Here is a 25,136-nt window from a genome sequence, read left to right as displayed (position 1 = left end):
TCATGACAATCCAACAAAAACCGGTAACGCCTGTCGTTAACCGGTTTTTTTCTGCCGGGCGGCAAACCTTGCCCTGCCAGGCCTGGCGCGATCTGTACTGGTTACTGCATACTCAACCCTTGCTGGCACCGGGCTTTTCTTCTTCATACCCGCCCGCCCGCTTTCCCGACCATTGCCTGCAACAAATCATACAATGGATGAGTCAGGAACAGCAGCACCCACAGGCACTAACCGCCCATTCAGAAACCCATTTCAGGCGCCTGGGTCTTTATGCCGAACACCTGTTAAAGCTGGGGCTGGACCACTGTCCAAGCATTAAGCTGTTGCTGCACCATCACCCCATTCACCTGGAACCGGTAGCGCCTGAAAAAGGCCGTAAAACATTGGGCGAAGTGGATTACCTCTGGCAGGACAGCCAAACCGGCAAAATTCATCATTGGGAACTGGCCGTCAAGCTTTACCTGTACCTTCCCCAGACAGAAGCCCCAAATCTGCCAAAGCCCCCGCATGCCAATAACGAACTACACCGTTATGTAGGCACCCAATTGCAGGACACGCTATACAAAAAAGCACAACGCCTGCTCGGCCACCAGTTGCCGCTTTCTTCTCATGAACAAATTATTGGCAAACTGGGCAGGCCAGCCGATGAAAAAGGGGTCTACCTGAAAGGCTGGCTGTTTTACCCCTTGCAAAACCAGGCTTGGGACAGTTACCTTTATCCCTCAAAAACCACTCTGGACTTGCTTAACCCCGCCCACAATAAAGGCTGGTGGCTACGCCTGCCACATTTCATGTCCCGCCTGGCCTGTCAGCCCGATTCCATACGCTGGATTGTCCTTCCCAGATTGCGCTGGTTATCCGAAGCCTGGGGCCCCGCAGACCAACTTCTTGATGCATCACAGTTACAACACCTGCTAGCGCAACACTTCCTTGTTGCCAATAACGCTAATGCCACCGACGCATCCAGCCCCTGCGCCGAACCGCTGCTGCTTGCCGCCCTTCAGGAATACCCCGGCCATCCCGGGCTTTACCGGGAAATCCATCGCGGTTTTGTGACGGGTGACACTTGGGCACGTGTCTGAAAACCACAACAACCCCCTCTTCATTCGCTTTCATTTCATCAAGCAATTGATTTATTTGACTTTTCAAAACAAATCAAGCTAAAATGCAGGGCTTAGCATAAATTATTTGCTATGAAATTTAATTATTTTTGAGGTTAAACCATATGTACGCGGTCATAAAAACCGGCGGCAAACAGTATCGTGTTGCCGAAGGTCAAAAACTTAAGATAGAACAGATACCAGCAGACATTGGGCAAGAAATCTCGCTAGACCAGGTTTTATCAGTGGGCGAAGGTGAATCAATCAAGGTTGGTACTCCTTTAGTCGCTGGTGCTGTGGTGAAAGCAAAGGTTCTTGCACAGGGTCGTCACGATAAAGTGAAAATTTTCAAAATGCGCCGTCGCAAGCACTACCAGCGTCACCAAGGCCATCGCCAAAATTACACACAAATCGTTATCGAAGCTATCACAGCTTAATTTCGACTTACCTTAATACAGCAGGAGCTAATCATGGCACAAAAGAAAGGCGGCGGCTCAACCCGCAACGGCCGCGACTCAGAATCCAAACGTCTGGGTGTTAAAGCGTACGGTGGTCAGGAAATTCCAGCAGGATCCATCATTGTTCGTCAGCGTGGCACTCGTTTCCACCCCGGAACAAACGTGGGTATTGGTAAAGACCACACTTTATTTGCATTGGTTGATGGCAGCGTACAGTTCTCTGTAAAAGGCGCGCTCAACAAGCAAACCGTTTCTGTTATTGCGGCTGAATAAGCGCAATTTCAAAAGCAATCAATGCCGTTCACTGTCTTAAGTGAGCGGCATTTTTATTTTTATCCCTTTCTGAAATGCAGATCTTGCAATTTGGAATTAGAATAACTATTTACAAGTAAAAAGCGAACCATGAAATTCGTAGACGAAGCCACCATCGAAGTGATCGCAGGCAAAGGCGGCAATGGCGCAGCCAGCTTCCGGCGTGAAAAATTTATCCCCAAGGGTGGTCCCGATGGCGGAGACGGAGGTCGTGGCGGCAGCATTTATGCCATCGCCGACCGCAATATCAATACCCTGATCGATTTTCGCTATGCTCGCCTGCACCGTGCCAAAAACGGTGAAAACGGTCGTGGCTCAGCCCAGTACGGTGCAGCTGCCCCCGATATTACCTTGCGGGTTCCAGTAGGTACCGTTGTATACGACCATGAAACCGGCGAACAGTTGTTCGACCTGGATCGTCACGGTGAACAAATCACCCTGGCGGCCGGTGGTCAGGGCGGCATGGGCAACCTGCATTTCAAATCCAGTGTCAATCGTGCCCCCCGCCAGTTTACCTATGGCACCGAAGGCGAGCAACGCAAGTTGCGTCTTGAACTAAAGGTATTGGCTGATGTAGGCTTGCTGGGCATGCCCAATGCGGGCAAATCCACCCTTATTACCAAAATCTCCAACGCCAAACCCAAAATTGCCGATTATCCCTTTACCACTCTGCACCCCAACCTGGGTGTGGTGCGTACCTCGGCTTCTCGCAGTTTTGTGGTGGCTGACATTCCCGGTTTAATTGAAGGTGCCTCTGAAGGTGCTGGCCTGGGCCACTTGTTCCTGCGCCACCTTACCCGCACCCGGGTTCTGCTGCATCTGGTTGATGTTTCCAGTCTTGACCCCGACATTGATCCTGTTGATAAAGCAGTGGCTGATGCCAGGGCCATTGTAGAGGAACTGCGCCTGTACGATACAGAGCTCTACAATAAACCCCGCTGGCTGGTGCTTAATAAACTGGACATGCTAGACAACCCGGAAGAAATCAAACAACGTTTCTGCCAGGAATTCGAATGGGAAGGCCCGGCATTTGCCATTTCAGCCCTTAACGGTGAAGGCACGCAAGATCTTATTTGGGCCCTGCAAGACTACCTGGACCAGGTCAAGACCGAAGAATATATTGAGCAGGATAAACAACAGGAAAACTATACCCCTGAAGATCCGCGCTTTGATGATTCCCGTTCCAACCTTTAATTAATCATTTATTTTTTCGTATCTGCCCAATTAACACACCATGAGCATCGCGTCAAAATCTGCCGTTCATTCAGCCCAACGTATTGTTATTAAAGTTGGCTCTTCCCTTGTTACCAATAATGGCAAGGGCCTGGATAACACCGCCATCCGGCAGTGGGCGGCGCAAATTGCCTCGCTCAGGAAACAAAACAAGCAAGTTGTTCTGGTATCCAGCGGTTCGGTGGCCGAAGGGATGGCACGCCTGAAGTGGCAAACCCGTCCCAAAGCCATGAACGAACTGCAGGCCGCCGCGGCCATCGGGCAAATGGGCTTAATCCAGGCCTATGAAGCCGCGTTCCATGAACACAATATTTGTGCAGCCCAAATCCTTCTAACCCACGAAGACCTGGCCGACCGCCACCGCTATCTGAACGCCCGTTCCACCCTGTTTACCCTGCTCGACCTGGGGGTAATTCCCATCGTTAACGAAAATGACACCGTGGTTACCGATGAAATCCGCCTGGGCGATAACGATACCCTGGGGGCTCTGGTAACCAATTTAATAGAAGCCGATGCACTGGTTATCCTGACCGATCAAAGCGGCTTGTATGACAGTGACCCACGCAAAAACCCGCAGGCCAAACTCATCTCGGTGGCCACGGCAGGCGATCCGGCTCTTGAGGAAATGGCCGGTGGCGCCGGCTCCAATATTGGCACCGGCGGCATGGCCACCAAGGTGCTTGCGGCCAAACGTGCAGCCAGTAGCGGTGCGCATACCATTATTGCCTCGGGCCGTGAACCCAATGTGCTTGAACGCTTAAGCCAGGGCGAATCGATTGGCAGCGAGTTGCGTGCCACCGTAGCGGTACGTTCGGCGCGCAAACAATGGCTGGCCAATCATTTACGGCTACGCGGCCAGATCACCCTTGATGAAGGCGCCCTGAAAGCCCTTACCCAGCAAGGAAAAAGCCTGTTGCCCGTAGGCGTTATTCACGTCAACGGCCATTTCGAACGGGGTGATGTGGTGGCCTGCATGGATGAAAACAATGTGGAATATGCACGCGGCCTGATTAACTACTCTTCGTCAGACACCCGTCGCATCATGCGCCAGCCCACCCATAACATTGAAACCATCCTGGGCTCAATGACCGCCGGTGAACTAATGCACCGCAATAATATGGTGATATTACGCAAGTTTGCCAAAACCTGAGGCAAACCTCAAAGCCTGCCCCACAGTCTTCAAACCAGGCAAGCCCATCATAAAAATCCAATACCGGCTTCTGGTTCCCACGCTCCCCGCGTGGTAACCAGTAGACCCCATATAACCATTAGTTTTAAACATTGACGAAATAGTTATTTTTATTTATTAAAGACTTCCTATAGCATACATCAGGTTCCATCATTGTTTTTTATTACCTGGTTTCCTGATGTCTTCCTATTACCCCATTTTCACCAACCTGAACGGCCGTCCTGTACTGGTTGTAGGTGGCGGCCATGTTGCCGCACGCAAGATCGCTTCCCTGCTCAAGGCCGGTGCCCTGGTGCGCATGGCTGCCCAAGCGCTGTGTGATGAAGTTGCCCAATGGGTTCAGGAAGGCCGTGTCAGTCATATTGCAGACACCTTTCAGCCCGGGCAGTTAAATGACGTTTTTCTGGTTATTGGCGCCACCGACAATACGGAACTGAATCGCCAGATTGCCAGCGAAGCCGAGCAACGCCAGAAACTGGTGAATATTGTGGATACCCAGGAACTATGCTCATTCATCCTGCCCTCGGTCATTGACCGTGCACCCATTCAAATTGCCATTTCAAGCCAGGGTACCTCTCCGGTCCTGATCCGGCTGCTGCGCGAAAAACTGGAAGCCCTGATTCCCCACCATCTGGGTGAAGTCGCCAGCCTGGCCGGCAAATGGCGCAAGCAGGTCAAAACCCGCCTGGCCAGCATTACTGAACGGCGCCGCTTCTGGGAGAACCTGTTTGCCAGCCGTTTCAACACCCTGGTGGAAAACGGACAAACCCAACAGGCCGAAGAGGAACTGGAACAACAGCTGAATGGCCACATCAGCCAGCCCGGTGATGTCACCCTGGTAGGCGCCGGTCCCGGTGATCCGGAACTGCTTACTTTAAAAGCCCTGCAAGCTATTCAACAGGCCGATATCGTGCTGCATGATGCCCTGATCAGTGATGAAATCCTGGAACTGGTGCGCCGTGATGCCATTCGGGAATCGGTAGGCAAACGGGCAGGCGCGCATTCAGTCGCACAGGAAGAAACCAACCAGCGCTTGATAAAATATGCCAAACAGGGCTTGCGCGTGGTGCGCTTAAAAGGGGGAGATCCGTTTGTATTTGGCCGTGGGGCCGAAGAGCTGGAAGCGTTGCGAGAGGAAAAAATCCCGTATCGGGTGATTCCGGGCATTACCGCCGCACTGGGCGCAACTGCCTATGCCGGCATCCCGCTTACGCACCGCGACCACGCCCAAACGGCCATGTTCATTACCGGCCATTGCCGCCCCGATGGCGATGAGCTGGAATGGAAAACCCTGGCCCGTGGTAAACAAACGCTGGTGATTTACATGGGTACCATCAAGGCCGAGGAAATTTCACACCAGCTGATTGCCCATGGCCGCCAAGAAAATACACCCATTGCCATTATCAGCCATGGTACCCGCAAGAACCAGCAGGTTCAGACCGGCACACTGGCACAATTACCTGATCTGGCCAAACAGGCGCAGGCCCCTGCCCTTATTGTGGTGGGCGAGACGGCTGGGCTTCATTCAAATTTAAAATGGTTTGGTGAATAGGCGTTCCCCCACTCACGCCTGGTGATAAATCTCGGCGCCTTTTTTCACGAACTCGATGGATTTTTCCTGCATGCCTTTTTGCAGGGCATCCTTGTCGCTAACCCCCAATTTATCGGCATACTCGCGTACATCCTGGGTGATTTTCATGCTGCAAAAATGCGGACCGCACATGGAACAGAAGTGCGCCACTTTCATCGAGTCTTTGGGCAGGGTTTCGTCATGGAAATCCTTGGCCGTATCCGGATCAAGGCCCAGGTTGAACTGGTCGTCCCAACGGAATTCAAAACGTGCCTTGGACAGGGCATTGTCACGAATGGCAGAACCGGGATGGCCTTTGGCCAGGTCGGCGGCATGGGCGGCAATTTTGTAGGTAATAATGCCGTCTTTCACATCTTTCTTGTTAGGCAGGCCCAAATGCTCTTTGGGTGTCACATAACACAGCATGGCAGTGCCATACCAGCCAATTAAGGCTGCACCAATGCCTGAAGTGATGTGGTCGTAGCCAGGCGCAATATCGGTGGTGAGCGGGCCAAGCGTATAAAACGGCGCTTCGTGGCAATGTTCCAGCTGCATGTCCATGTTTTCACGAATCAGGTGCATGGGCACATGGCCAGGGCCTTCAATCATGACCTGCACATCATGCTTCCAGGCCACTTGCGTTAGTTCTCCCAGGGTTTTCAGTTCGGCAAACTGGGCCTCGTCGTTGGCATCGTAACCCGAGCCCGGACGCAGGCCGTCGCCCAGCGAGAAGCTCACATCGTAGGCTTTCATGATGTCGCAAATATCTTCAAAATGCTCGTACAGGAAACTTTCCTTATGATGCGCCAGGCACCATTTGGCCATAATGGAACCGCCCCGCGACACAATACCCGTCATGCGATTGGCAGTCATGGGAATAAAGGGTAAACGGACACCGGCATGAATCGTGAAGTAATCAACGCCCTGCTCGGCCTGTTCAATTAACGTGTCACGGAAAATTTCCCAGGTCAGTTCTTCGGCCTTGCCATCCACTTTTTCCAGTGCCTGGTAAATGGGCACGGTACCAATTGGCACGGGCGAGTTGCGGATGATCCACTCACGGGTTTCATGAATATTCTTGCCCGTCGACAAATCCATCACGGTATCACCGCCCCAGCGGATCGCCCAGGTCATTTTCTCAACTTCTTCATGAATGCCAGATCCCAACGCCGAGTTGCCGATATTGGCATTAATCTTGACCAGAAAATTACGACCAATCGCCATGGGTTCAATTTCAGGATGGTTGATGTTGGCCGGAATAATGGCACGGCCACGGGCAATTTCATCGCGTACGAATTCTGGCGTGATACGTTGGGGAATAGATGCCCCGAATGATTGCCCAGGATGCTGACGGCTAATACGTGCAGCCAGTTTTACACCATCGGGGCCGCTTTGACGCAGGCTGTCCAGGTACTGTTCTACCCGCATGTTCTCGCGAATAGACACGAATTCCATTTCAGGCGTCACAATCCCTTTGCGTGCATAGTGCATTTGCGACACATTTTGGCCCGCCTTGGCCCGCCGTGGCGGACGCTGCAACTCAAAACGCATGGCAGCCAGCTGCGGGTCTTGCAAGCGCTGTTGCCCGTATTCGCTGCTGGGGCCAGCTAACACTTCGGTATCGTTACGCTTTTCAATCCAGGCTTTGCGCAATGCCGGCAAGCCCTTGCGAATATCAATCTTCACAGCCGGATCAGTATAAGGCCCGCTGGTATCGTAAATGGTTAACGGTGGATTCTTTTCACCGCCAAACATGGTGGGGGTGTCGTCTTGCGAAACTTCCCGAAAAGGCACGCGAATATCAGGGCGCGAACCCTGCTGATAAATTTTGCGTGAACGTGGCAATGACTGGATGGCAGCATTGTCAACGTGGGCCGTTGCTGCTGTAAAGGTGGGTTTAGCGCTCATGTATAGCTCCAAAGTAAAAAAATTGGAGCCGAATAGGGAATGACTTTCGACAAATTCGAATGTTGAACTCCCAGCCTCGGCATTATCCGTACTGGTACAAAGGGTCTCTCTCAACCAAGCTAATGCTTAGTACCCCTGCTTGAACCGAAAATTATACGTAGGTGGCTGTCATCTGTCCAGATTATTATCTGACAACAAAAAATAATGGATTTTCAAAACTAATTAACCGAATACCCTTGGAATCAATCGTACATACACGAATTTGTCTTAAAATCTTGGCTTGCCTTTTATATTTATGTAACCGCCTGAAAACGCACCTACAGTTACTTCAAGGAAAGATCATGTCTTTAATGAAAAAAGCATTGTTTAGCGGGCTTAGCCTGTGTTTTGCCGCCGCATCCGCCACTGCCTCTGCCCAGGACCTCACAAAACTGACCATCGGCATGTCTGGCTGGACCGGATTTGCACCACTAACCCTGGCACAAAAAGCCGGCTTTTTCAAAAAACACGGTCTGGATGTTGACATCAAGTTCCTGCCTGTTAAAGACCGTCTGCTGGCCTACGCCTCTGGCTCTTTACAATGCGTGGCCACCACCATCGACAGCTTCATTGCATGGAATGCCAATAATGTACCGGTGACCCAAATATTCATGCTGGACGCCTCCCATGGCGCCGATGGCATCGCCGTGCGTAATGACGTCAATGACATCAAGGAGCTGAAAGGTAAAACCATTGCGGTGGAAACAGCCGGTGCTTCACCTTACTTCCTGCTGTCTTACATGATGCACAAAAACGGCATCAAAATGTCCGAAATCAAAACCAGCACCCTGTCACCACAGGCAGCTGCCCAAGCGTTTAATGCCGGCCAGGTTGATGTGGCCATGAGCTACGAACCCTATCTTTCCACCGTGCGTGAAAATTCAACAGGCGGCAAGATCCTGGCAACAACCGTTGAATACCCAGCGATTATCGACTTTGTTGGCTGCAAACCCACCTGGCTCAAAGACAATCCCAAAGCAGGCCATGCCCTGGTTGCCGCCTACTCCGATGCCCTTGAGATGATTAAAAATGATCCCAAGGAAGCCTATACCATTATGGGTGCCCAAGTAAAACAGTCTGCAGAACAGTTTGAAAAATCCGCTTCCTTCCTGACCTGGAAAACCAAGGAAGACAGCCGTGCCTACTTCGACAAGGAAATTATTCCTTTCATGGAAGAAGCCACTGATATCCTGATTGACACTAAAGTTATCCGCAAGGCGCCAGCAGACCTGAACGCCCTGTTTGATGCGACTTATGTTAATTAAATAATGCCGTCTTAAATAACGCAGTAATGAAACCGACACAACACAAAATCTTTGAATTCAGACCGTTGCAGCCCATTCATCCGCGCTTTAAATGGATCTTCGGCTTGCTTTTTTTCATTGCCTTCATTGCAGGCTGGGCCATTTTTACTTTTGGCGGGTTTGTTTCTCCCACATTCCTGGCCAGCCCGCTAGCAATGCTTGAAGAAGGGTATCTACTTTTCACGGAATACAATTTCATTCATGATATTGGCATGACGGTTATGCGTGTGCTGGTTGGTTTCATACTGGCCTGTCTTATTGCCGTCCCGCTGGGCATTGCCATGGGCGCCTTCAAGATGATCGAAGCGATTATGGAGCCGTTTGTTTCTTTCTGCCGCTATTTGCCGGCATCGGCGTTTATTCCCTTGCTAATCCTTTGGGCAGGGGTTGATGAAACCCAGAAAATCCTGGTGATTTTTATCGGTTCCGTATTTCAAATTATCTTGATGGTTTCCGTGATTGTGGGTAATTCCCGTAAAGACCTGGTAGAAGCGGCCTATACGTTGGGCGCCCGCAACAAGGGCATTGTGCGTCGTGTCATTTTGCCCGGCTCAGCCCCTGAAGTGGCTGAAATCCTGCGTTTGGTACTGGGCTGGGCCTGGACCTATGTCATTGTGGCGGAATTAATTGGTGCTTCTTCCGGCATTGGTCACATGATTACCAATAGCCAATCCCTGTTAAATACCGGCCAGATTATTTTTGGCATTATCACCATCGGCATTATCGGCCTGATTTCCGATTTTGCCTTCAAAGCTGCCAACCGCCGTTTATTTGCCTGGAGTAACCTGTAATGAGCCAGCTGGAAATTCAAAACGTCAGCCGTGTCTTTCCGGGTAAAAAAGGCACGCAAACCCAAGCCCTGACCCCAATCAATTTCAGCGTCAATGAAAATGACTTTGTCACCATCCTGGGCCCTTCGGGCTGTGGCAAATCCACCATGCTGCGCATTATTGCCGGGCTTGATCAGCCCACCACCGGCCAGGTCCTGCTGGATGGCCAACGCATTACCGGCCCCGGTGCCGACCGTGGCATGGTGTTTCAAAGCTATACCCTGTTTCCGTGGCTCACGGTAGAACAAAACATCTGCTTTGGCCTGCGTGAAAAAGGCATGTCTGCCGCCGAACAAAAAGAACGCAGTGGCTACTTCATTAACCGCGTCGGCTTAAAAGGCTTTGAGCAGCATTTCCCGAAGCAGCTTTCTGGCGGCATGCAGCAACGCACGGCCATTGCCCGTGCGCTGGCCAATGACCCCAAAATCTTGCTGCTGGACGAGCCGTTTGGTGCCCTGGACAACCAGACTCGCCTGCTCATGCAGGAACTTTTGCTGGGCATCTGGGAATCAGCCCAAAAAACCGTCCTGTTTGTGACCCATGATATTGATGAGTCCATTTTCATGGCTAACCGGGTAGCCGTTTTCAGCGCCCGCCCCGGACGCATCAAAACCGAAGTAAACGTAGACCTGCCGCACCCGCGCCACTACACAATTAAAACAACGCCTGAATTCATGAAACTGAAAGCACGCCTGACGGAAGAGATCAGGGCCGAGGCGATTGCGGCGGAACAGCATTAAAAACGACCATTCTTTCCTGGCAAGGTCTTACACTAACGCTATCTCTGCATAACAAAGCCTTGCCAGCTCGCCCGCCAAAACCTGGGGCAATATTTGTCATAGCCCCTTAATCAAGGCAAAGCCTCCCTTTCATTTTTTCTAATTACTTTTTTGCATTTTTCCATCTACAATGGTTTTTCCTGTAACCAATTAAAACGTAGAGACAAAGTGTGAAAAAGACAAAGAGTGAACAACAGCAGGACATCCGTTTGCTGGGAAAAATCCTTGGCCAAAGCATCTATGAGTCCGAAGGCAAGCCCATTTTCGATGTTATTGAAACCGTCCGCCGTTCTGCCGTCAGCTTTCGCAGGGAAGGCAATATCAATGATAGCGAAGTACTACAGGATAAAATCACTTCGCTGTCTGATGACCAGGCCAACACCCTGTCACGGGCATTCAGTTATTTCCTGCATTTAGCCAACCTGGCCGAAGACCGTGACCAAAACAAGCGTCACCGCCGCATCCTGCTGGAAAACAATAACGAACTGCGCGGCAGCTTCAAACATACGCTGCTGAAACTGAAAGAACAGGGCGTGTCACTGGATACCATTCAGGAATTCTTCACACAGGCCAGTATTGTTCCGGTATTAACCGCCCACCCCACCGAGGTCCAGCGCAAAAGCACATTAGACCTGCACCGTGAGATTGCGCGTTGCCTGGCTCTTTACGACAACCCGCTTACCGAATACGAACAGGCCGAACTGGAAATCGAGCTGGCGGGCCATATCAAAACGTTGTGGCTGACCCGCATGCTGCGTTTTAACAAGCTCATGGTTGATGATGAAATTGAAAATGCCATCGCCTATTTCACCAATACGTTCCTGCCCGCCATTCCCAAGCTGTACACCCGCCTGAATCACTATCTGAACACCCTGCCGGAAAACGCGCAAACCAACACTCCATCCCTGCCCGCCTTCCTGAAAATGGGTTCCTGGATTGGCGGAGACCGTGATGGCAACCCGTTTGTCAATGCCGACACCCTTAAACATGCCGTCCTGCGCCAGTCCACCACTATTTTTGAGTACTACCTGAACGAAGTGCACTTGCTGGGCTCCGAGCTGTCGCTTAGCACCTCGCTAACCCAAGTCACCGAAGCCCTGCAAGCACTTTCAGACCTGAGCCCCGACCAGTCCAAACACCGGCAAGATGAACCCTATCGCCGGGCACTTATTTATATTTATGCCCGCCTGGCCGCCACGGCACAACAGCTAACCGACCAAAGCATTGCCATCCGCAGCACCCATGTGGCAGAGCCTTACACCAACCCTGCCGCCTTTGCCAGTGACCTTGAAATCATTATCGACTCCCTGAAACAAAACCAGGCAAGCACGGTGGTTACCTTGCATCTGGACAAGCTTTTTCAGGCCGTTCACGTTTTCGGTTTTCATCTGGCTACCCTTGACCTGCGCCAAAGCTCGGATGTTCATGAAAGAATCCTGACCGAACTGTACCGCCGCGCTGCCATTACCTTCAAGGGCAAACCGGTTAATTACGCCAGCCTAAGCGAAGAAGAAAAAGTAGACTTGCTGCTGGATGAACTCAATCAAAGCCGTCCGCTGGTCTCTCCCTGGCAAGGTTACAGCGAAGAAACCACCAAGGAACTGGGCATCTTGCATGCCGCCGCCCTTGTCTGCAAGCGCTATGGCAAGCAAACCATTCAACAATATATTGTTTCCCACACTGAAACGCTTAGCGATATGCTGGAAGTCCTGGTATTGCAACAGGAAACCGGCCTGATCACCCAAGAGCGCGATGAAAACGGTAAATTGCTACCCCTATCAGCCGATGACGGCCTGATTGTGGTGCCCCTGTTTGAAACCATCCCCGACCTTCAGGCCGGTGCCGACATCATGGATCGCTGGCTTGGCCTGCCTGCCGTCAAAAGCCGCATCCGGTACACCCAGAACGGTATCCAGGAAGTCATGCTGGGCTACTCTGACAGCAACAAGGACGGGGGTTACCTGACGTCCAACTGGGCCTTGTACAAAACCGAGCTCGAACTGGTTCAGGTTTTTGAAAAACACGATATCCGCCTGCGCCTGTTCCATGGCCGTGGCGGTTCGGTTGGCCGTGGTGGTGGCTCCAGCTTTGATGCCATTCTGGCACAGGCTCCCGGCACCGTTGCGGGGCAAATCCGCCTGACCGAACAGGGTGAAGTAATTCAAAGCAAATACAAGAATGCCGATATTGGTGGCTGGCATCTTGAACTGCTGGTTTGTGCCACCCTGGAGGCCAGTGTCACGGCCATTACCGGCTCCCAGGACAAGCACATGGAAAAATTCGCTCATGCGCTGGACCATATGTCTGCCATTGCCCAAGCCTCTTACCGCCAGCTGGTATACGGCACCAAAGAATTCAATGAATATTACTTTGCCGCCACTCCCATTCATGAAATTGCCGGCCTGAATATTGGCTCGCGCCCGGCTTCACGCAAAAGCGGCCAGCGTATTGACGACCTGCGCGCCATTCCCTGGAGTTTTTCATGGGCGCAATGCCGCCTGATGATTCCTGGCTGGTATGGCGTGGGCACCGCGATAGAAACCTACCTGAATGAAGGGATACCTGGCAAATCCGAAACGGCCGAAGACCGCCTGAAGCAATTGCAGGAAATGGACCAAAACTGGCCCTTCTTCCGTACCATGCTGTCCAATATGGAAATGGTACTGGCAAAATCAGACTTGAACATCGGCAAGCAATACAGTTCACTGGTCACGCAAACATCAACCCGGGAAAAAATCTTCGGCATGATTGAAACCGAACATACCAAAACTCTGGCCATGCTCAAGAAAATAACCGGCCGCAAGCTGTTGGCCGATAACCCGGAACTGGTTGCTGCCCTGCAAGAACGCTTTGCCTATATTGACCCGCTTAATTACTTGCAGGTTGAAGTCATCCGCCGGCAACGCGAGTATGAAAAAAGCAAAGTAAAGGTCAGCAAGTTTGCCAGCGCCCGCAGCCAGCGCACCATCCACCTGACCATTAACGGGATTGCCACCGGCCTGCGAAACTCAGGCTAGCCACTTGGCTGGAGGTTCCCACCAGACAAAAACACCCCTGTTCCCACGAAGCAAGAAAATTCCCCTCTGCGGAGGGGTGGCAGGCAAAGCCTGACGGGGTGGTTCCCTACCCTGAAAAAAACGAACCCCTGAACCGGAAAACCCGGTTTCAGGGGCTCGTTCACGCCTGCGTTGGGAACGCCTTGCCACCGGACACGGGCACAACAGCGCCCCCATCCAGTTACCGTTAAAAAATTAACGGCGCTTTAACTGACTGACATCACGCACGGCACCACGGTCGGCCGAGGTGGCCATGGCGGCATACGCCTGCAGGGCCTGTGAAACATAACGTTCACGGTTTTCAGGTTGCCATGCACGGTCACCCTTGGCTTCCATCGTCGCGCGGCGATGCGCCAGCTCTTCATCGGAAATGGCCAGGTGAATGGTACGGTTTGGAATATCAATCTCGATACGATCTCCTTGCTGGACCAGACCGATATTACCGCCTTCAGCGGCTTCAGGAGAAGCATGACCAATAACCAGGCCCGAAGAACCACCTGAGAAACGGCCATCGGTTAACAAAGCCGCTTTGGCACCCAGACCTTTGGATTTCAGGTAAGAGGTTGGATACAGCATTTCTTGCATGCCGGGACCGCCTTTGGGGCCTTCATAACGAATAATGACCACATCGCCTTCTTTGACGTCATCACCCAGAATACCGGCAGTTGCCTCTTCCTGGCTCTCGTAAATAACCGCTTTGCCCGTAAACGTCAGGATGCTTTCATCAACACCGGCAGTTTTAACGATACAGCCGTTAATGGCAAGATTGCCATACAGCACCGCCAGGCCACCATCTTGCGAATAGGCATGTTCTTTACTGCGAATACAGCCATTGGCCCGGTCAAGATCCAGGCTGGGGTACTGACGTTCCTGGCTGAAAGCCACCTGGGTTGGCACACCACCCGGTGATGCCTTGTAAAATTCTTTCACTTCATCACTGGCATTGCCACCACTGATATCCCACTGCTCAATCGCCTTGCCCAAGGTACCGCTATGGACGTTGCCCGCTTCAAGGTTAAGCAGGCCGGCACGGGATAACTCACCCAGAATGGCCATAATGCCACCGGCACGGTGCACATCTTCCATGTGGTATTTATTGGTGGCCGGTGCTACCTTGCTAAGACATGGCACATGACGGGAAATGCGGTCAATGTCGGACATGGTGAAATCAACCCCGGCCTCTTGGGCGGCGGCCAGCAAGTGCAGCACGGTATTGGTAGATCCGCCCATGGACACATCAAGGGTCATGGCATTTTCATAAGACGTTTTGGTAGCAATATTGCGTGGCAGGACAGAAGCATCATCCTGCTCGTAATAACGTTTGCAAAGATCAACAACCAGACGGCCCGCACGCAGGAACAGGGACTTGCGTTTGGCATGAGTAGCCACCAGGGAGCCATTGCCCGGCAGGGACAGGCCCAGGACTTCGGTCAGGCAGTTCATGGAGTTGGCGGTAAACATGCCCGAGCATGATCCGCAAGTAGGGCAGGCACTGCGTTCGGTTTCCAGGGATTCGGCATCGGAAACCGTAGGGTCTCCTGCCTTGATCATGGCATCAATAAGGTCAATTTTGGCAATGATCTGGCCCGTGCCTGGCGCCGTCACTTTACCGGCTTCCATTGGGCCCCCAGATACAAACACAACCGGGATATTCAGGCGCATGGCAGCCATGAGCATTCCGGGGGTAATTTTATCGCAGTTGGAAATACACACCATGGCATCGGCGCAGTGCGCATTCACCATGTATTCAACCGAATCAGCAATCAGTTCACGCGAAGGCAGGGAATACAGCATGCCGCTGTGACCCATGGCAATACCGTCATCAACCGCAATGGTGTTGAACTCTTTGGCCACCCCGCCGGCCGCTTCAATTTCACGCGCCACCAGCTGCCCCATATCTTTTAGATGCACATGCCCGGGCACAAACTGAGTAAAAGAGTTAACCACGGCAATAATGGGTTTGCCAAAATCACCTTCTTTCATTCCTGTGGCACGCCACAAGGCACGGGCACCGGCCATATTGCGGCCATGGGTAGAGGTTTTTGAACGATACTGAGGCATACTGATTCCTAAAACTAACGGGTACGTTACACGACGTGTTGTAAAAAGTCTTTCAAACGCTGACTTGGAGGATTAGATAATAATTCAGATGGCGGACCATCATGTGCTATTTTACCCTGATCTATAAAAATTAAGCGGCTTCCCACCTTGCGGGCAAAGTCCATTTCATGGGTGACCACAATCATGGTCATGCCTTCTTCGGCAAGATCCTTCATGACCTTAAGCACTTCATGGCGCAATTCGGGGTCAAGGGCCGAGGTGGGCTCATCAAACAGCATTAGCAAAGGATTAACCGCCAACGCCCGGGCAATGGCCACCCGCTGCTGCTGGCCGCCAGACAGTTCACCGGGAAAATGGTCCATACGCTCGGCCAGGCCGACTTTTTCAAGCAGGGCAATAGCCTGGCTGCGGGCCTGTTTTTTAGATGTGCCACGGGCATGAAGGGGGCCAAACATGACATTGTCCAGCGCGGTTAATTGCGGAAACAGGTTGAACTGCTGAAACACCATACCCGCTTCCCGACGCAATTCACGCACTTCGGCCGGTTTGCCGCGCACGCTTAGCTTGCCTACCCGGATATCTCCGCCCTGAATGGTTTCCAGGGCATTGATGCACCGCAGGAAAGTGGATTTACCCGACCCCGAAGGCCCAACCACCACAACCACCTCTCCCTTTTCAATGGTCAGGCTGATGTCATCGAGAATTGTATTATTGCCAAATTTTTTGACCACATTTTCAAAGGTAACCATACTCATATAATACGCATCCTACGTTCCATTGTTTTCAGGATCAGTGCAATCAGTCCTGTCAGGATCAGGTAAATGATCGCCACCGCACCCCAGATTTCAACCGCCCTGAAGTTGCTGGCCATGATTTCCTGGCCCTGCCGGGTCAGCTCGGCCACCCCGATCACGATAAACAGGGAAGAATCTTTCAGACTGATAATACACTGGTTGCCCAAGGCCGGAATCATGCGCCTGAAGGCAATCGGCCCGATAATGCGCAACAGGATTTTATGAAAGGGCAAGCCCATGGACTGCCCGGCCTCGAACAGGCCTTTGGGAACCGACTGCAGGGCACCCCGTACAATTTCCGCAATATAAGCGCCCGAGTTGATGATAAGTGTCGCAATAGCCGCACTCATGCCATCAATCCGCACATCCACCATTAATGGCAAGGCAAAGTAAATGAACATGACCTGCACCACAATAGGTGTGCCGCGCACCACTAGAATATAAGCCTGTGCGATCATGGAAACCAACGGCAACAAAATACCGCTAAGCGGCCGTTTTCTGATTAATTCGCCAGAAAACCAGGCCGGTACATAAGAGCGGACAACCCCCGCCAGCGCGCCCAGCAAGGCACCGCCAAACAAGCCCCAAAAAGTAATTTGAATGGTAACCAGCGTGCCTTTCCATAAACTGGGCAAAGCATCCCAAACAACCGACACATCAAAATCCATCAGCTTTTCCTTATTATTTGCAATAACGGCAAGACATTAAAACAAAAACGGTGATTGCCAGCACAAGACAACAATCACCGTTTTGCAATGCCTATATAAACGCCTTAAGCGCCGGCTTGATTACTTGACTTCTTCACCAAACCATTTGACATAGATCTTGTCATATTCGCCGCTGTCTTTCAGAGTTTTCAGGGCACCGTTGACTTTTTCAACCAGATCACTGCCTTTAGGGAAAGCAATACCGTAGAAATCACCGCTTTGCAAAGCACCGGTCACCATCACCTTGCCCTTGCCGGCCGTATTGGCATAGTACTGGACGTTAGGGGTGTCATGCACCACCGCATCCACCCGGCCAGTCGCCAGATCAAGGAAGGCATTGTCAATATTCGGGAAAAGTTTCAGCTTGGCGTCGGGCACTTCTTTTTTCAGGAAGTCTACGGTAGCCGTACCGGTTTTAACCGCGACCTCTTTACCAGCCAGATCGGCAGCCGTTTTAATATTTTCATTTGCAACGGAAGTCAGGATAGCCAGGCCGCTTTCATAATAAGGATCGGAAAAGTCGATGACTTGCTTGCGCTCATCCTTAATCGTAATGCCAGCCAGCGCTGCGTCGATGTTCTTGGTTTGCAGACCCGGTATGATACCGTTGAAATCCATGGGTTGCAGACGATACTTCAGGTTAAGCTCTTTGGCAATGGCATCCCATAAATCAATATCGAAACCCACGTACTTGTCGTCCTGTTTGAATTCAAACGGCACGAAGGCGGTATCAGTGGCAACAATCAGTTCTTTTTCCTGTGCGTAAGCGGTTGTTGCAACAGGTACTGCAAAGGTAATGGCCACACCCAGTAAAGCGGCTTTCATTTTATTCTTTAGCATAAGGTCTCCTGAATTCTTGAGTAAATATCCATGCCAGCAAGCCGTTGGTAACGGTATGCCCAAGCGCATTCAATATAACCCGATTCGTCCTTTCGTGAACAGTAAAAACACCTCTATTAAGGTAAACCCGAAAACTGCTTTGGCTTCCAGTGCCATCCTGACGCACGGCCTTTTTGCCGGGCTACTGCGGGTAAGCGACAGGAAAACGGGCACTTGGGTACGGATATAATAGGCGTTTTGGTTTAATACAATCACATTTTTTACAAGGGGGAGGCATGCTGCCTTTTATTGACGTCAAGGGTACCGCCTATGAGGCCGGACAGCAACTGGGTGAATTTGGGCTTGCTGGCGCCAAGGCATTCCTGCTGAAGTCTGAAGACTGGGCCTATATTACCGCCTTCAAAAATGATCCTCGTGCCGCCCAAATGCAGGCCCTGGTCCGGCAACACTTCCCCCTGATCTGGGAAGAAATCCGGGGTCTGGCAAAAGGGTTGGGGCTGGATGAAACCGATGTGTTTTTATGGAATTGCCGTGGTGATATCTGGGCCATGAGCAAAGACGGCTGCACCACCGTGCAATACCCGCAAACAGCCGGACAGCCTTACCGGCGCATCTGCCACAATGAAGACGGCTACCCCGAATTCAATGGTTATTGTGCCATTGCCCGGGTGCAGATTGAAAACCAGCCAGCCTTTACGTCATTTATTTACCCGGCTTCCATCCCCGGGCATACCTTTGCCGTGACCGATGCCGGGCTGGCCATGGCGGTTAACAACCTGCGGGCGCGTCATGTTGGCAGTGGCATTCCTCGCATGGTGCTTACGCGCGCCATTCTGATGCAACCTGACCTTGAACATGCCGTTGAATTATTACGCAACCAGCCACGGGCCGGCGGTTTTCATTTAAGCCTGGCGCACCAGGACAGCCCCGAACTGCTCAGTATCGAGTTTTTCTCTTCAATTTGTTCGGTTAAAAAAATCAGCACCAACAGCGTTCATGCCAACCATGCGATTCACCCTGAAACTGTCAATTACCCGCAAATTATTACCGGCTCTTCGGGCTGGCGCCAGCTGCGCGGGCAGCAGATGCTGGCTGAAAACGTAAGGCACCCATTGGAAATTCTGGCTGACACCAGCAATGCAAGCTTTCCGGTTTACCGCAAACAGGCCAATGATTCAGACCATGAAAACACCCTGGCAACGGCAGATATGCAAATTAGTGACGCTGGCATAGAATGGCAGGTATACGATGGTGCCTGGCCAGCCACACCGCTTTATGTTTTTCATAATGCCAATCTGGTGTCCAGCAACATTTAAAAACCCAATAAAAAAACCCCAAACCGCTGGGAAATTCCAGTTTTTTGGGGTTTTTATTCAACTTGCCTTAGCCGGAGATGCTTCCCTGCCAAAGAGACTGATTAGCTGTTTCTGTTAATTGAAAAATGACAAAAGCCAGTTAGCGCGTCTTTATAAGGAGATTCCGGGAACGGTGCCAACGCATTCAAGGCACGTTCGGCCTCTTCTTGTGCTACCTTGCGCGTGTACTCAAGGGCATCGGTAGCCTGGATGGCACGGGCCACCTCGGTGAAATCGGCCTCTCCGGTTTCAATGGCTTTGTAAATAAGGTCACGCTGTTCGGGAGTGCCTACCTGCATCACACGAATCAGGGGCAAGGTTGGCTTGCCTTCGCGCAAATCATCACCCACGTTCTTGCCCAGTGCCTCGGCATCGCCAGAATAATCAAGCACGTCATCAATCAGCTGGAACGCGGTGCCCACATAACGGCCATAATCGGCAGCCGCCTGCTCCTGCTCGGGTGTTGCGCCGGCAATAACCGCACCGGTTTGGGCCGCCGCCTCGAACAATTTGGCGGTTTTATAACGCACCACCTGCAAATAACGCTCTACCGAAACATCGGGGTCGTGTACATTTAGCAGCTGCAGGACTTCACCTTCGGCAATAATGGTGGTGGCATTGGACACGATTTGCATAATGCGCATGGAGTCGAGATCTACCATCATTTCAAATGAGCGGGAATAAAGATAATCGCCCACCAGCACGCTGGCCGCATTGCCAAACACCGCATTGGCCGTACTGCGACCGCGCCGCAGGTCGGACTCATCAACCACGTCGTCGTGCAATAAGGTTGAAGTATGAATGAACTCGATGATAGCTGCCATCAGATGATGGTCGGCCCCTTTATATCCCAATGCATTCGCAACCATGAGCACCATGGCGGGTCGCATACGCTTGCCACCTGCATTAATGATATATTCACCAACGGTACGTATCATGACGACTTCAGAGTTCAAACGCTGACGGATAACGGCATCGACCGCTTTCATGTCATTGGCAATAGGGCTAACAATCTCGGTTAAGTTCAAGGTAAATCCAACAGATTAAGAAAAAAAAACCAATATAGAAGGCTGTCAAAGACAGTAATTATATTCGACTCCCCCAAATATCATAGTGAAAAACTCTATTTTAGTGATAATGTATATTTTCTAATGATTTTCCAAACAATTTTGCTGCAATGACCAACCACGATTTCACCACTCTGATCGCACGCGCCGAACGCGTCCTGGGCCAGCTTGAAGCATGGCTACCCCCTGCTCCCCCCGCCCCAAATTGGGATGCCAGCGCCCTCCGATGGCGCAAAAAAGGCAACACGGCCTGGCTTGATGCCGTCAAACATGTCTCGGCCATTACCCCCGATGACCTGAAACATATCGACCGGCAAAAAAACATTATCGAACGCAACACCCTACACTTTCTTGAGCAAAAACCCGCCAACAACGTCCTGATGACCGGCGCGCGCGGCACCGGCAAAAGCTCGCTGGTCAAGGCCATGCTCGACAAATACGCCAGCCGGGGCCTGCGCCTTATTGAAGTGGACAAATCCGACCTGGGCGACCTGGCCGATATTGTCGACCTGGTTGCCCACCGTCCCGAACGCTTCATCATTTTCTGTGATGACCTTTCTTTTGAAGAAGGCGAAGCCAGCTACAAGGCCCTGAAGTCCATCCTGGACGGCTCTATTTCTTCGGCTGGTGACAACGTGCTGGTATACGCCACCTCAAACCGTCGCCACTTAATGCCTGAATACATGAGTGAAAACCTGGAAGCCAAACACCAAAGCGATGGCGAAGTCCACCCCGGCGAAACCGTAGAAGAAAAAATCTCGCTATCCGAGCGCTTTGGCCTGTGGCTGTCCTTCTACCCTTTCAAACAAGACGATTACCTGGACATTGTGTACCACTGGCTGCGTGAACTGGGCTGCCCCGAAGAGCACATATTGGCCAGCCGTACCGAAGCCCTTCAATGGACCCTTGAACGCGGTTCACGTTCTGGCCGCGTGGCCCGTCATTTCGCGCGCGACTGGGCTGCCCGTCACATGAATCAATAAACCCGTTAAGCCAAAATACACAAACATGTCAAAACCACACATTCATGTCGCCGTTGGCGTCATCATCCGTGACAACGGTGAAATACTGCTTGGACAACGCCCCAAAGGCAAACCCTGGGAAGACTGGTGGGAGTTTCCCGGCGGTAAAATAGAAGCCGGTGAATCCGTCCACCAGGCCCTGTGCCGTGAACTGAAAGAAGAACTTGATATTGAAGTTGAGCAGGCCACCCCATGGGTCAACTTCGTTCACGAATACCCCAAAAACATCGTCCACCTTGCCTTCTGGAAAGTCACCCGCTGGCAAGGCACCCCCAAAGGCCTTGAAAACCAGCAACTGGCCTGGACCTTGCCCGAAAGCGCAGAACAACTGGGCCAGCTATTACCCGCCTCTTTGCCCCCCCTGAAATGGCTCACCACCCCTAACCGCTATGTCATCAGCGCCATCGGTTCCGCCGCCAATGCACCCGCCTGGCTGGAAAAACTGGACACCCTGTTAGACCGGGGCATACGCCTGTTTCAACTGCGCGAACCCAACTGGGACGAAGGCCCCAAAGCCGAATCCCTGAAAGCACTCATGCAGGAAACCCACCAGCGCTGCCAGCAAAAAGGTGCCCGCCTGTTAATTAACAGCATCCACCCCAAAGCCTGGTGGAGCCTGGCCGATGGCGTACAGCTGAAAGCGCAAGACGCCCTCCTTCTGGAAGAACGCCCCTTGTCTGAAGACAAACTGATTGGCATCTCGGCCCACAACCTGGCCGACCTGCTTTATGCCAACATCCTGCGGGCCGACTTTGTCGTCCTGGGTCATGTATTGCCCACTGTCAGCCACCCCAACCAACCCCCGCTGGGCTGGGAAACCTTCGCCCAACTGGGCGCCGAAGCCGGCCTGCCCATTTTTGCCATTGGCGGCATGAATGAAACCCTGCTACCCGTCGCCCAACAAAACGGTGCGCACGGGATTGCGGGGATTAGTGGGTGGTGAACAACTAAAGCGTTTAACCACCCCGACGCTGCAAGAGGGGTATCTGCCTGTTTAGAACCACCCCGGCGCTGCAAGGGGAGAGCCGGGGAAAACCTTCTACTCTCCGTTCTTCTGAAAAAACCGCTCATCGCTACTGGAAGCCTGGCTTACAAAACTGCCTGGTGCCACATCATGCGTTAACCACACATTACCGCCCACCGTTGCCCCCTTCCCAATAGTCACCCTGCCCAGAATAGTGGCTCCCGCATAAATCACCACATCATCCTCAACAATCGGATGCCTTGCCAACCCCTTATGCAACGACCCGTCTTCTTTCACCGGAAAACTCTTCGCGCCTAGCGTTACCGCCTGGTAAACACGCACCCGCTCGCCAATAATCGTTGTCTCGCCAATCACCACACCCGTGCCATGATCAATAAAAAACCCTTCACCAATCTGCGCCCCAGGGTGAATATCAATACCCGTCTGGCTATGCGCCAGCTCGGCAATAATACGCGCCACCAACTTCGCATCCAGCTTATAAAAATCATGCGCAATCCGGTGATAAATCATCGCCAGAATACCCGGATAACACAACAGCACCTCATCAACACTGCCGGCGGCCGGATCGCCCACATAAGCTGCATTCACATCGGTATCCAGCTGACTGCGAATCCTTGGCAAGGCCATCGAAAACGCCTGCATAATCTCCACCGCACGAGCTTCCAGTGCCTCGGCATCCAGACTGTCATTGCGATACTGATATTTTACCTCTAGGCGAACCTGGGCCAGCAACACATTCAGCGCTACCCCAATGGTATAACCCACATAATAATCCTCGGTTTCCTGCAGCAAATCATTAGGCCCCAAACGCATTGGGAACAGCGCACCAATCAGCGAATCCAACGCATCACTAATCGCACTGGGAGAAGGCAAATGCCGTCCCCCGATCTCGTGCTGGCGGTTTTGCGACACCCGCCACTTATGGCGCGCCTCGCGCAGACCACAGACAATATCATCCAACGGAAAAACCTGGGGATTATCACTTTTGGAATCACATTTGAAAATCGGCATATAACACCCGTCAAAAAGGGTCAACTAAATATTACAGTTTTAACACAAGCCGGGAAAATTCCGCAAACAAACCACAACAATACTACGGTGTTACCTGTTCGCGCCAGCCGCCCCCCAGCGCCTTGATCAACTCAACCGCCGTATTAAGCCGCTGGTTTTCCAATTGTAAAGCCGTCCGCTCGGCCGCATAGGCAGACGTTTCCACCTGCACCACACTTAAATAATCAATCAGACCCGCCTCAAACTGGTTACGGGTAATCTGCAATGACTCGCGTGAAGCCACCAATGCCTGCAACTGGACCTCAAGCTCGCGATTAAGCACACTTAACGAGCTAATCGCATTCTCCACTTCCTGCAAAGCCGTCAGGACCGTTTGCCGATACCCCGCCACCTCGGCCTGATAAGACGCTTTTGCATAATTGATACTGGCCGTACGTGCGCCCCCGTCAAGCAGGGTCATGGCCAGCGCCGGGCCCAATGACCAGAAATTAAGCGGGGAAGAAACCCAGTCCGAAAACGTGGCCGCCTGCAAGCCACCCGACAAATTCAGCCTCAGGTCGGGAAACCAGGCCGACTGGGCCACCCCGATATCGGCATTGGCCTGCGCTACCCTTCGCTCGGCAGACGCCACATCAGGCCGCCGTTGCAGCAACGTTGACGGCACACTCACGGGAACCGCGGGCACCGTTACCTCGAAAGCCATGGGCGCTATATTCACGCTGGCCGGCAACTGCCCGGTCAGCACCGCAATCGCATTTTCCGTGCGGGCCCGCTCGGCTTCAATATCAATGGCCTGCGCACGTGCATTATTCACCTGTGCCATGGCAGCCACCACATCACCCCGTGCCGACACCCCTTGCGCATAACGGTTCTGATTCATACGCAAAGAACGCTCATAAGCCTGCAAGGTGCGCTCCAGCAAACGCTTCTGCTCGTCAATCATGCGTAAGGTAAAATAACTTTGGGCCAGCTCCGACTGCATGCTTAGCCTGACATTGGCCAGGTCGGCCGCACTGGCCTGCTGTGCCGCCTGCTGCCCTTGCACCTGACGGCGAATTTTGCCCCACAGGTCAAGTTCCCAGTTCAGGGATCCGCTTAAATCATATTGTGAGCTTCCCGACCGGTTGCTGCCACCTGAACGATCATAACCGGCACCGCTACCCAATACCGGAAAAAATCCCGAACGGGCCTGCGCGCTCAAAGCCCTGGCGGCATCATAACGGGCCACTGCCTGGGCAATATTCTGGTTGGATGCATTCAGCTGCACCATCAAATCATTCAATATCGGTTCATTGAAGCGTTCCCACCAGTTGCCCTTAGACAAATCGTCACCGGGCCTGGCCTGTACCCAACCATCCACCTTTTCCGCCTTGTAGACCAGCCCGGTATCTTGAGCGGGACGTACATAATCGGGGCCTACCGTACAAGCACTTAACAGGGCCAGCGCCAGCATAGCCGCAAACAGCCTGGAATGCCTGGCCACAGCACGGGAATTACTGCTTAATGCTTCACTCAT

Annotated in this window: 22 protein-coding genes; 14 read left to right on the top strand and 8 right to left on the bottom strand. The window is 52.3% G+C overall.

Annotated elements, in window-relative coordinates; genetic code table 11:
• Positions 1-2: 2 nt before the first annotated feature.
• The 6 genes from JHL22_RS06265 (at position 3) to cysG (ending at position 5,844) form a co-directional block, all read left to right on the top strand.
• Positions 3-1,082 carry a DUF1853 family protein gene (locus tag JHL22_RS06265; protein ID WP_200235084.1) on the top strand — a complete coding sequence of 360 codons (1,080 nt, stop codon included), beginning with the start codon at positions 3-5 and terminating at the stop codon, positions 1,080-1,082.
• A 143-nt stretch (positions 1,083-1,225) separates the two neighbouring features.
• On the top strand, positions 1,226-1,537 hold the full coding sequence (rplU, locus tag JHL22_RS06260) for a 50S ribosomal protein L21 (RefSeq protein WP_169293581.1): 312 nt from the start codon (positions 1,226-1,228) through the stop codon (positions 1,535-1,537).
• 33 nt (positions 1,538-1,570) lie between these two features.
• Complete coding sequence (gene rpmA, locus JHL22_RS06250) at positions 1,571-1,831, top strand: 50S ribosomal protein L27 (RefSeq protein ID WP_189386155.1); 261 nt, start codon at positions 1,571-1,573, stop codon at positions 1,829-1,831.
• A gap of 129 nt (positions 1,832-1,960) precedes the next feature.
• Positions 1,961-3,064 carry a GTPase ObgE gene (obgE, locus tag JHL22_RS06245; RefSeq protein WP_200235082.1) on the top strand — a complete coding sequence of 368 codons (1,104 nt, stop codon included), beginning with the start codon at positions 1,961-1,963 and terminating at the stop codon, positions 3,062-3,064.
• Between the two features lie 40 nt (positions 3,065-3,104).
• Positions 3,105-4,253 carry a glutamate 5-kinase gene (gene proB / locus JHL22_RS06240; protein ID WP_200235080.1) on the top strand — a complete coding sequence of 383 codons (1,149 nt, stop codon included), beginning with the start codon at positions 3,105-3,107 and terminating at the stop codon, positions 4,251-4,253.
• A 217-nt stretch (positions 4,254-4,470) separates the two neighbouring features.
• Entirely contained in the window at positions 4,471-5,844 is a 1,374-nt protein-coding gene (gene cysG, locus JHL22_RS06235; protein ID WP_200235078.1) for a siroheme synthase CysG, read from the top strand.
• A gap of 12 nt (positions 5,845-5,856) precedes the next feature.
• On the opposite strand, the gene thiC is transcribed toward cysG, so the two are convergent.
• Positions 5,857-7,770 (bottom strand): phosphomethylpyrimidine synthase ThiC, encoded by a 1,914-nt coding sequence (gene thiC / locus JHL22_RS06230; RefSeq protein WP_200235076.1) that lies wholly within the window; start codon positions 7,768-7,770, stop codon positions 5,857-5,859.
• Positions 7,771-8,111: 341 nt separating this feature from the next.
• On the opposite strand from thiC, the gene JHL22_RS06225 reads away from it, so the two are divergent.
• The 4 genes from JHL22_RS06225 to ppc all read left to right on the top strand — a co-directional run bounded on the left by JHL22_RS06225 (position 8,112) and on the right by ppc (position 13,739).
• On the top strand, positions 8,112-9,074 hold the full coding sequence (locus JHL22_RS06225; protein WP_200235074.1) for an ABC transporter substrate-binding protein: 963 nt from the start codon (positions 8,112-8,114) through the stop codon (positions 9,072-9,074).
• A 26-nt stretch (positions 9,075-9,100) separates the two neighbouring features.
• The gene (locus JHL22_RS06220; RefSeq protein WP_200235072.1) at positions 9,101-9,904 is read left to right on the top strand and encodes an ABC transporter permease; all 804 of its coding nucleotides are present in this window, start codon (positions 9,101-9,103) and stop codon (positions 9,902-9,904) included.
• Entirely contained in the window at positions 9,904-10,683 is a 780-nt protein-coding gene (locus JHL22_RS06215; RefSeq protein WP_200235070.1) for an ABC transporter ATP-binding protein, read from the top strand. Before JHL22_RS06220 ends, JHL22_RS06215 begins: the two co-directional genes overlap by 1 nt.
• A 209-nt stretch (positions 10,684-10,892) precedes the next feature.
• Positions 10,893-13,739 carry a phosphoenolpyruvate carboxylase gene (gene ppc / locus JHL22_RS06210; protein ID WP_200235068.1) on the top strand — a complete coding sequence of 949 codons (2,847 nt, stop codon included), beginning with the start codon at positions 10,893-10,895 and terminating at the stop codon, positions 13,737-13,739.
• Positions 13,740-13,973: 234 nt separating this feature from the next.
• Here ppc and ilvD read toward each other — a convergent pair whose 3' ends face one another.
• The 4 genes from ilvD to glnH all read right to left on the bottom strand — a co-directional run bounded on the left by ilvD (position 13,974) and on the right by glnH (position 18,180).
• A complete protein-coding gene (gene ilvD, locus JHL22_RS06205) occupies positions 13,974-15,839 on the bottom strand; it encodes a dihydroxy-acid dehydratase (RefSeq protein WP_200235066.1) in 1,866 nt (621 codons plus the stop codon).
• 26 nt (positions 15,840-15,865) lie between these two features.
• Positions 15,866-16,594 (bottom strand): glutamine ABC transporter ATP-binding protein GlnQ, encoded by a 729-nt coding sequence (gene glnQ, locus JHL22_RS06200; RefSeq protein ID WP_329610642.1) that lies wholly within the window; start codon positions 16,592-16,594, stop codon positions 15,866-15,868.
• Positions 16,591-17,301 (bottom strand): glutamine ABC transporter permease GlnP, encoded by a 711-nt coding sequence (gene glnP, locus JHL22_RS06195; protein ID WP_200235063.1) that lies wholly within the window; start codon positions 17,299-17,301, stop codon positions 16,591-16,593. Before glnP ends, glnQ begins: the two co-directional genes overlap by 4 nt.
• 120 nt (positions 17,302-17,421) lie before the next feature.
• Positions 17,422-18,180, bottom strand: coding sequence for a glutamine ABC transporter substrate-binding protein GlnH (glnH, locus tag JHL22_RS06190; protein WP_200235061.1), 759 nt, complete (start codon positions 18,178-18,180; stop codon positions 17,422-17,424).
• A 16-nt stretch (positions 18,181-18,196) separates the two neighbouring features.
• Between glnH and JHL22_RS06185 the strand changes: the two genes are divergently transcribed.
• Together JHL22_RS06185 and JHL22_RS06180 are read left to right on the top strand one after the other, a co-directional pair.
• Entirely contained in the window at positions 18,197-18,409 is a 213-nt protein-coding gene (locus tag JHL22_RS06185; RefSeq protein ID WP_200235059.1) for a hypothetical protein, read from the top strand.
• Between the two features lie 46 nt (positions 18,410-18,455).
• Complete coding sequence (locus JHL22_RS06180) at positions 18,456-19,496, top strand: C45 family autoproteolytic acyltransferase/hydrolase (RefSeq protein ID WP_200235058.1); 1,041 nt, start codon at positions 18,456-18,458, stop codon at positions 19,494-19,496.
• 101 nt (positions 19,497-19,597) lie between these two features.
• Here JHL22_RS06180 and ispB read toward each other — a convergent pair whose 3' ends face one another.
• A complete protein-coding gene (gene ispB / locus JHL22_RS06175; RefSeq protein WP_200235056.1) occupies positions 19,598-20,563 on the bottom strand; it encodes an octaprenyl diphosphate synthase in 966 nt (321 codons plus the stop codon).
• Between the two features lie 149 nt (positions 20,564-20,712).
• On the opposite strand from ispB, the gene JHL22_RS06170 reads away from it, so the two are divergent.
• Both JHL22_RS06170 and JHL22_RS06165 read left to right on the top strand, forming a co-directional pair.
• Positions 20,713-21,585 (top strand): ATP-binding protein, encoded by an 873-nt coding sequence (locus JHL22_RS06170; protein WP_200235054.1) that lies wholly within the window; start codon positions 20,713-20,715, stop codon positions 21,583-21,585.
• A gap of 25 nt (positions 21,586-21,610) precedes the next feature.
• Entirely contained in the window at positions 21,611-22,567 is a 957-nt protein-coding gene (locus JHL22_RS06165; protein ID WP_200235052.1) for a Nudix family hydrolase, read from the top strand.
• A gap of 96 nt (positions 22,568-22,663) precedes the next feature.
• Here JHL22_RS06165 and epsC read toward each other — a convergent pair whose 3' ends face one another.
• Both epsC and JHL22_RS06155 read right to left on the bottom strand, forming a co-directional pair.
• Positions 22,664-23,620: a serine O-acetyltransferase EpsC gene (epsC, locus tag JHL22_RS06160; RefSeq protein WP_200235051.1), complete on the bottom strand. Its 957-nt coding sequence runs from the start codon at positions 23,618-23,620 to the stop codon at positions 22,664-22,666.
• A gap of 82 nt (positions 23,621-23,702) precedes the next feature.
• Positions 23,703-25,136: an efflux transporter outer membrane subunit gene (locus tag JHL22_RS06155; RefSeq protein WP_234041149.1), complete on the bottom strand. Its 1,434-nt coding sequence runs from the start codon at positions 25,134-25,136 to the stop codon at positions 23,703-23,705.

This window comes from Advenella mandrilli (genome assembly GCF_016595155.1).
Lineage (GTDB): Bacteria > Pseudomonadota > Gammaproteobacteria > Burkholderiales > Burkholderiaceae_B > Advenella > Advenella mandrilli.
This window is presented reverse-complemented; position numbering and strand designations above follow the sequence as displayed.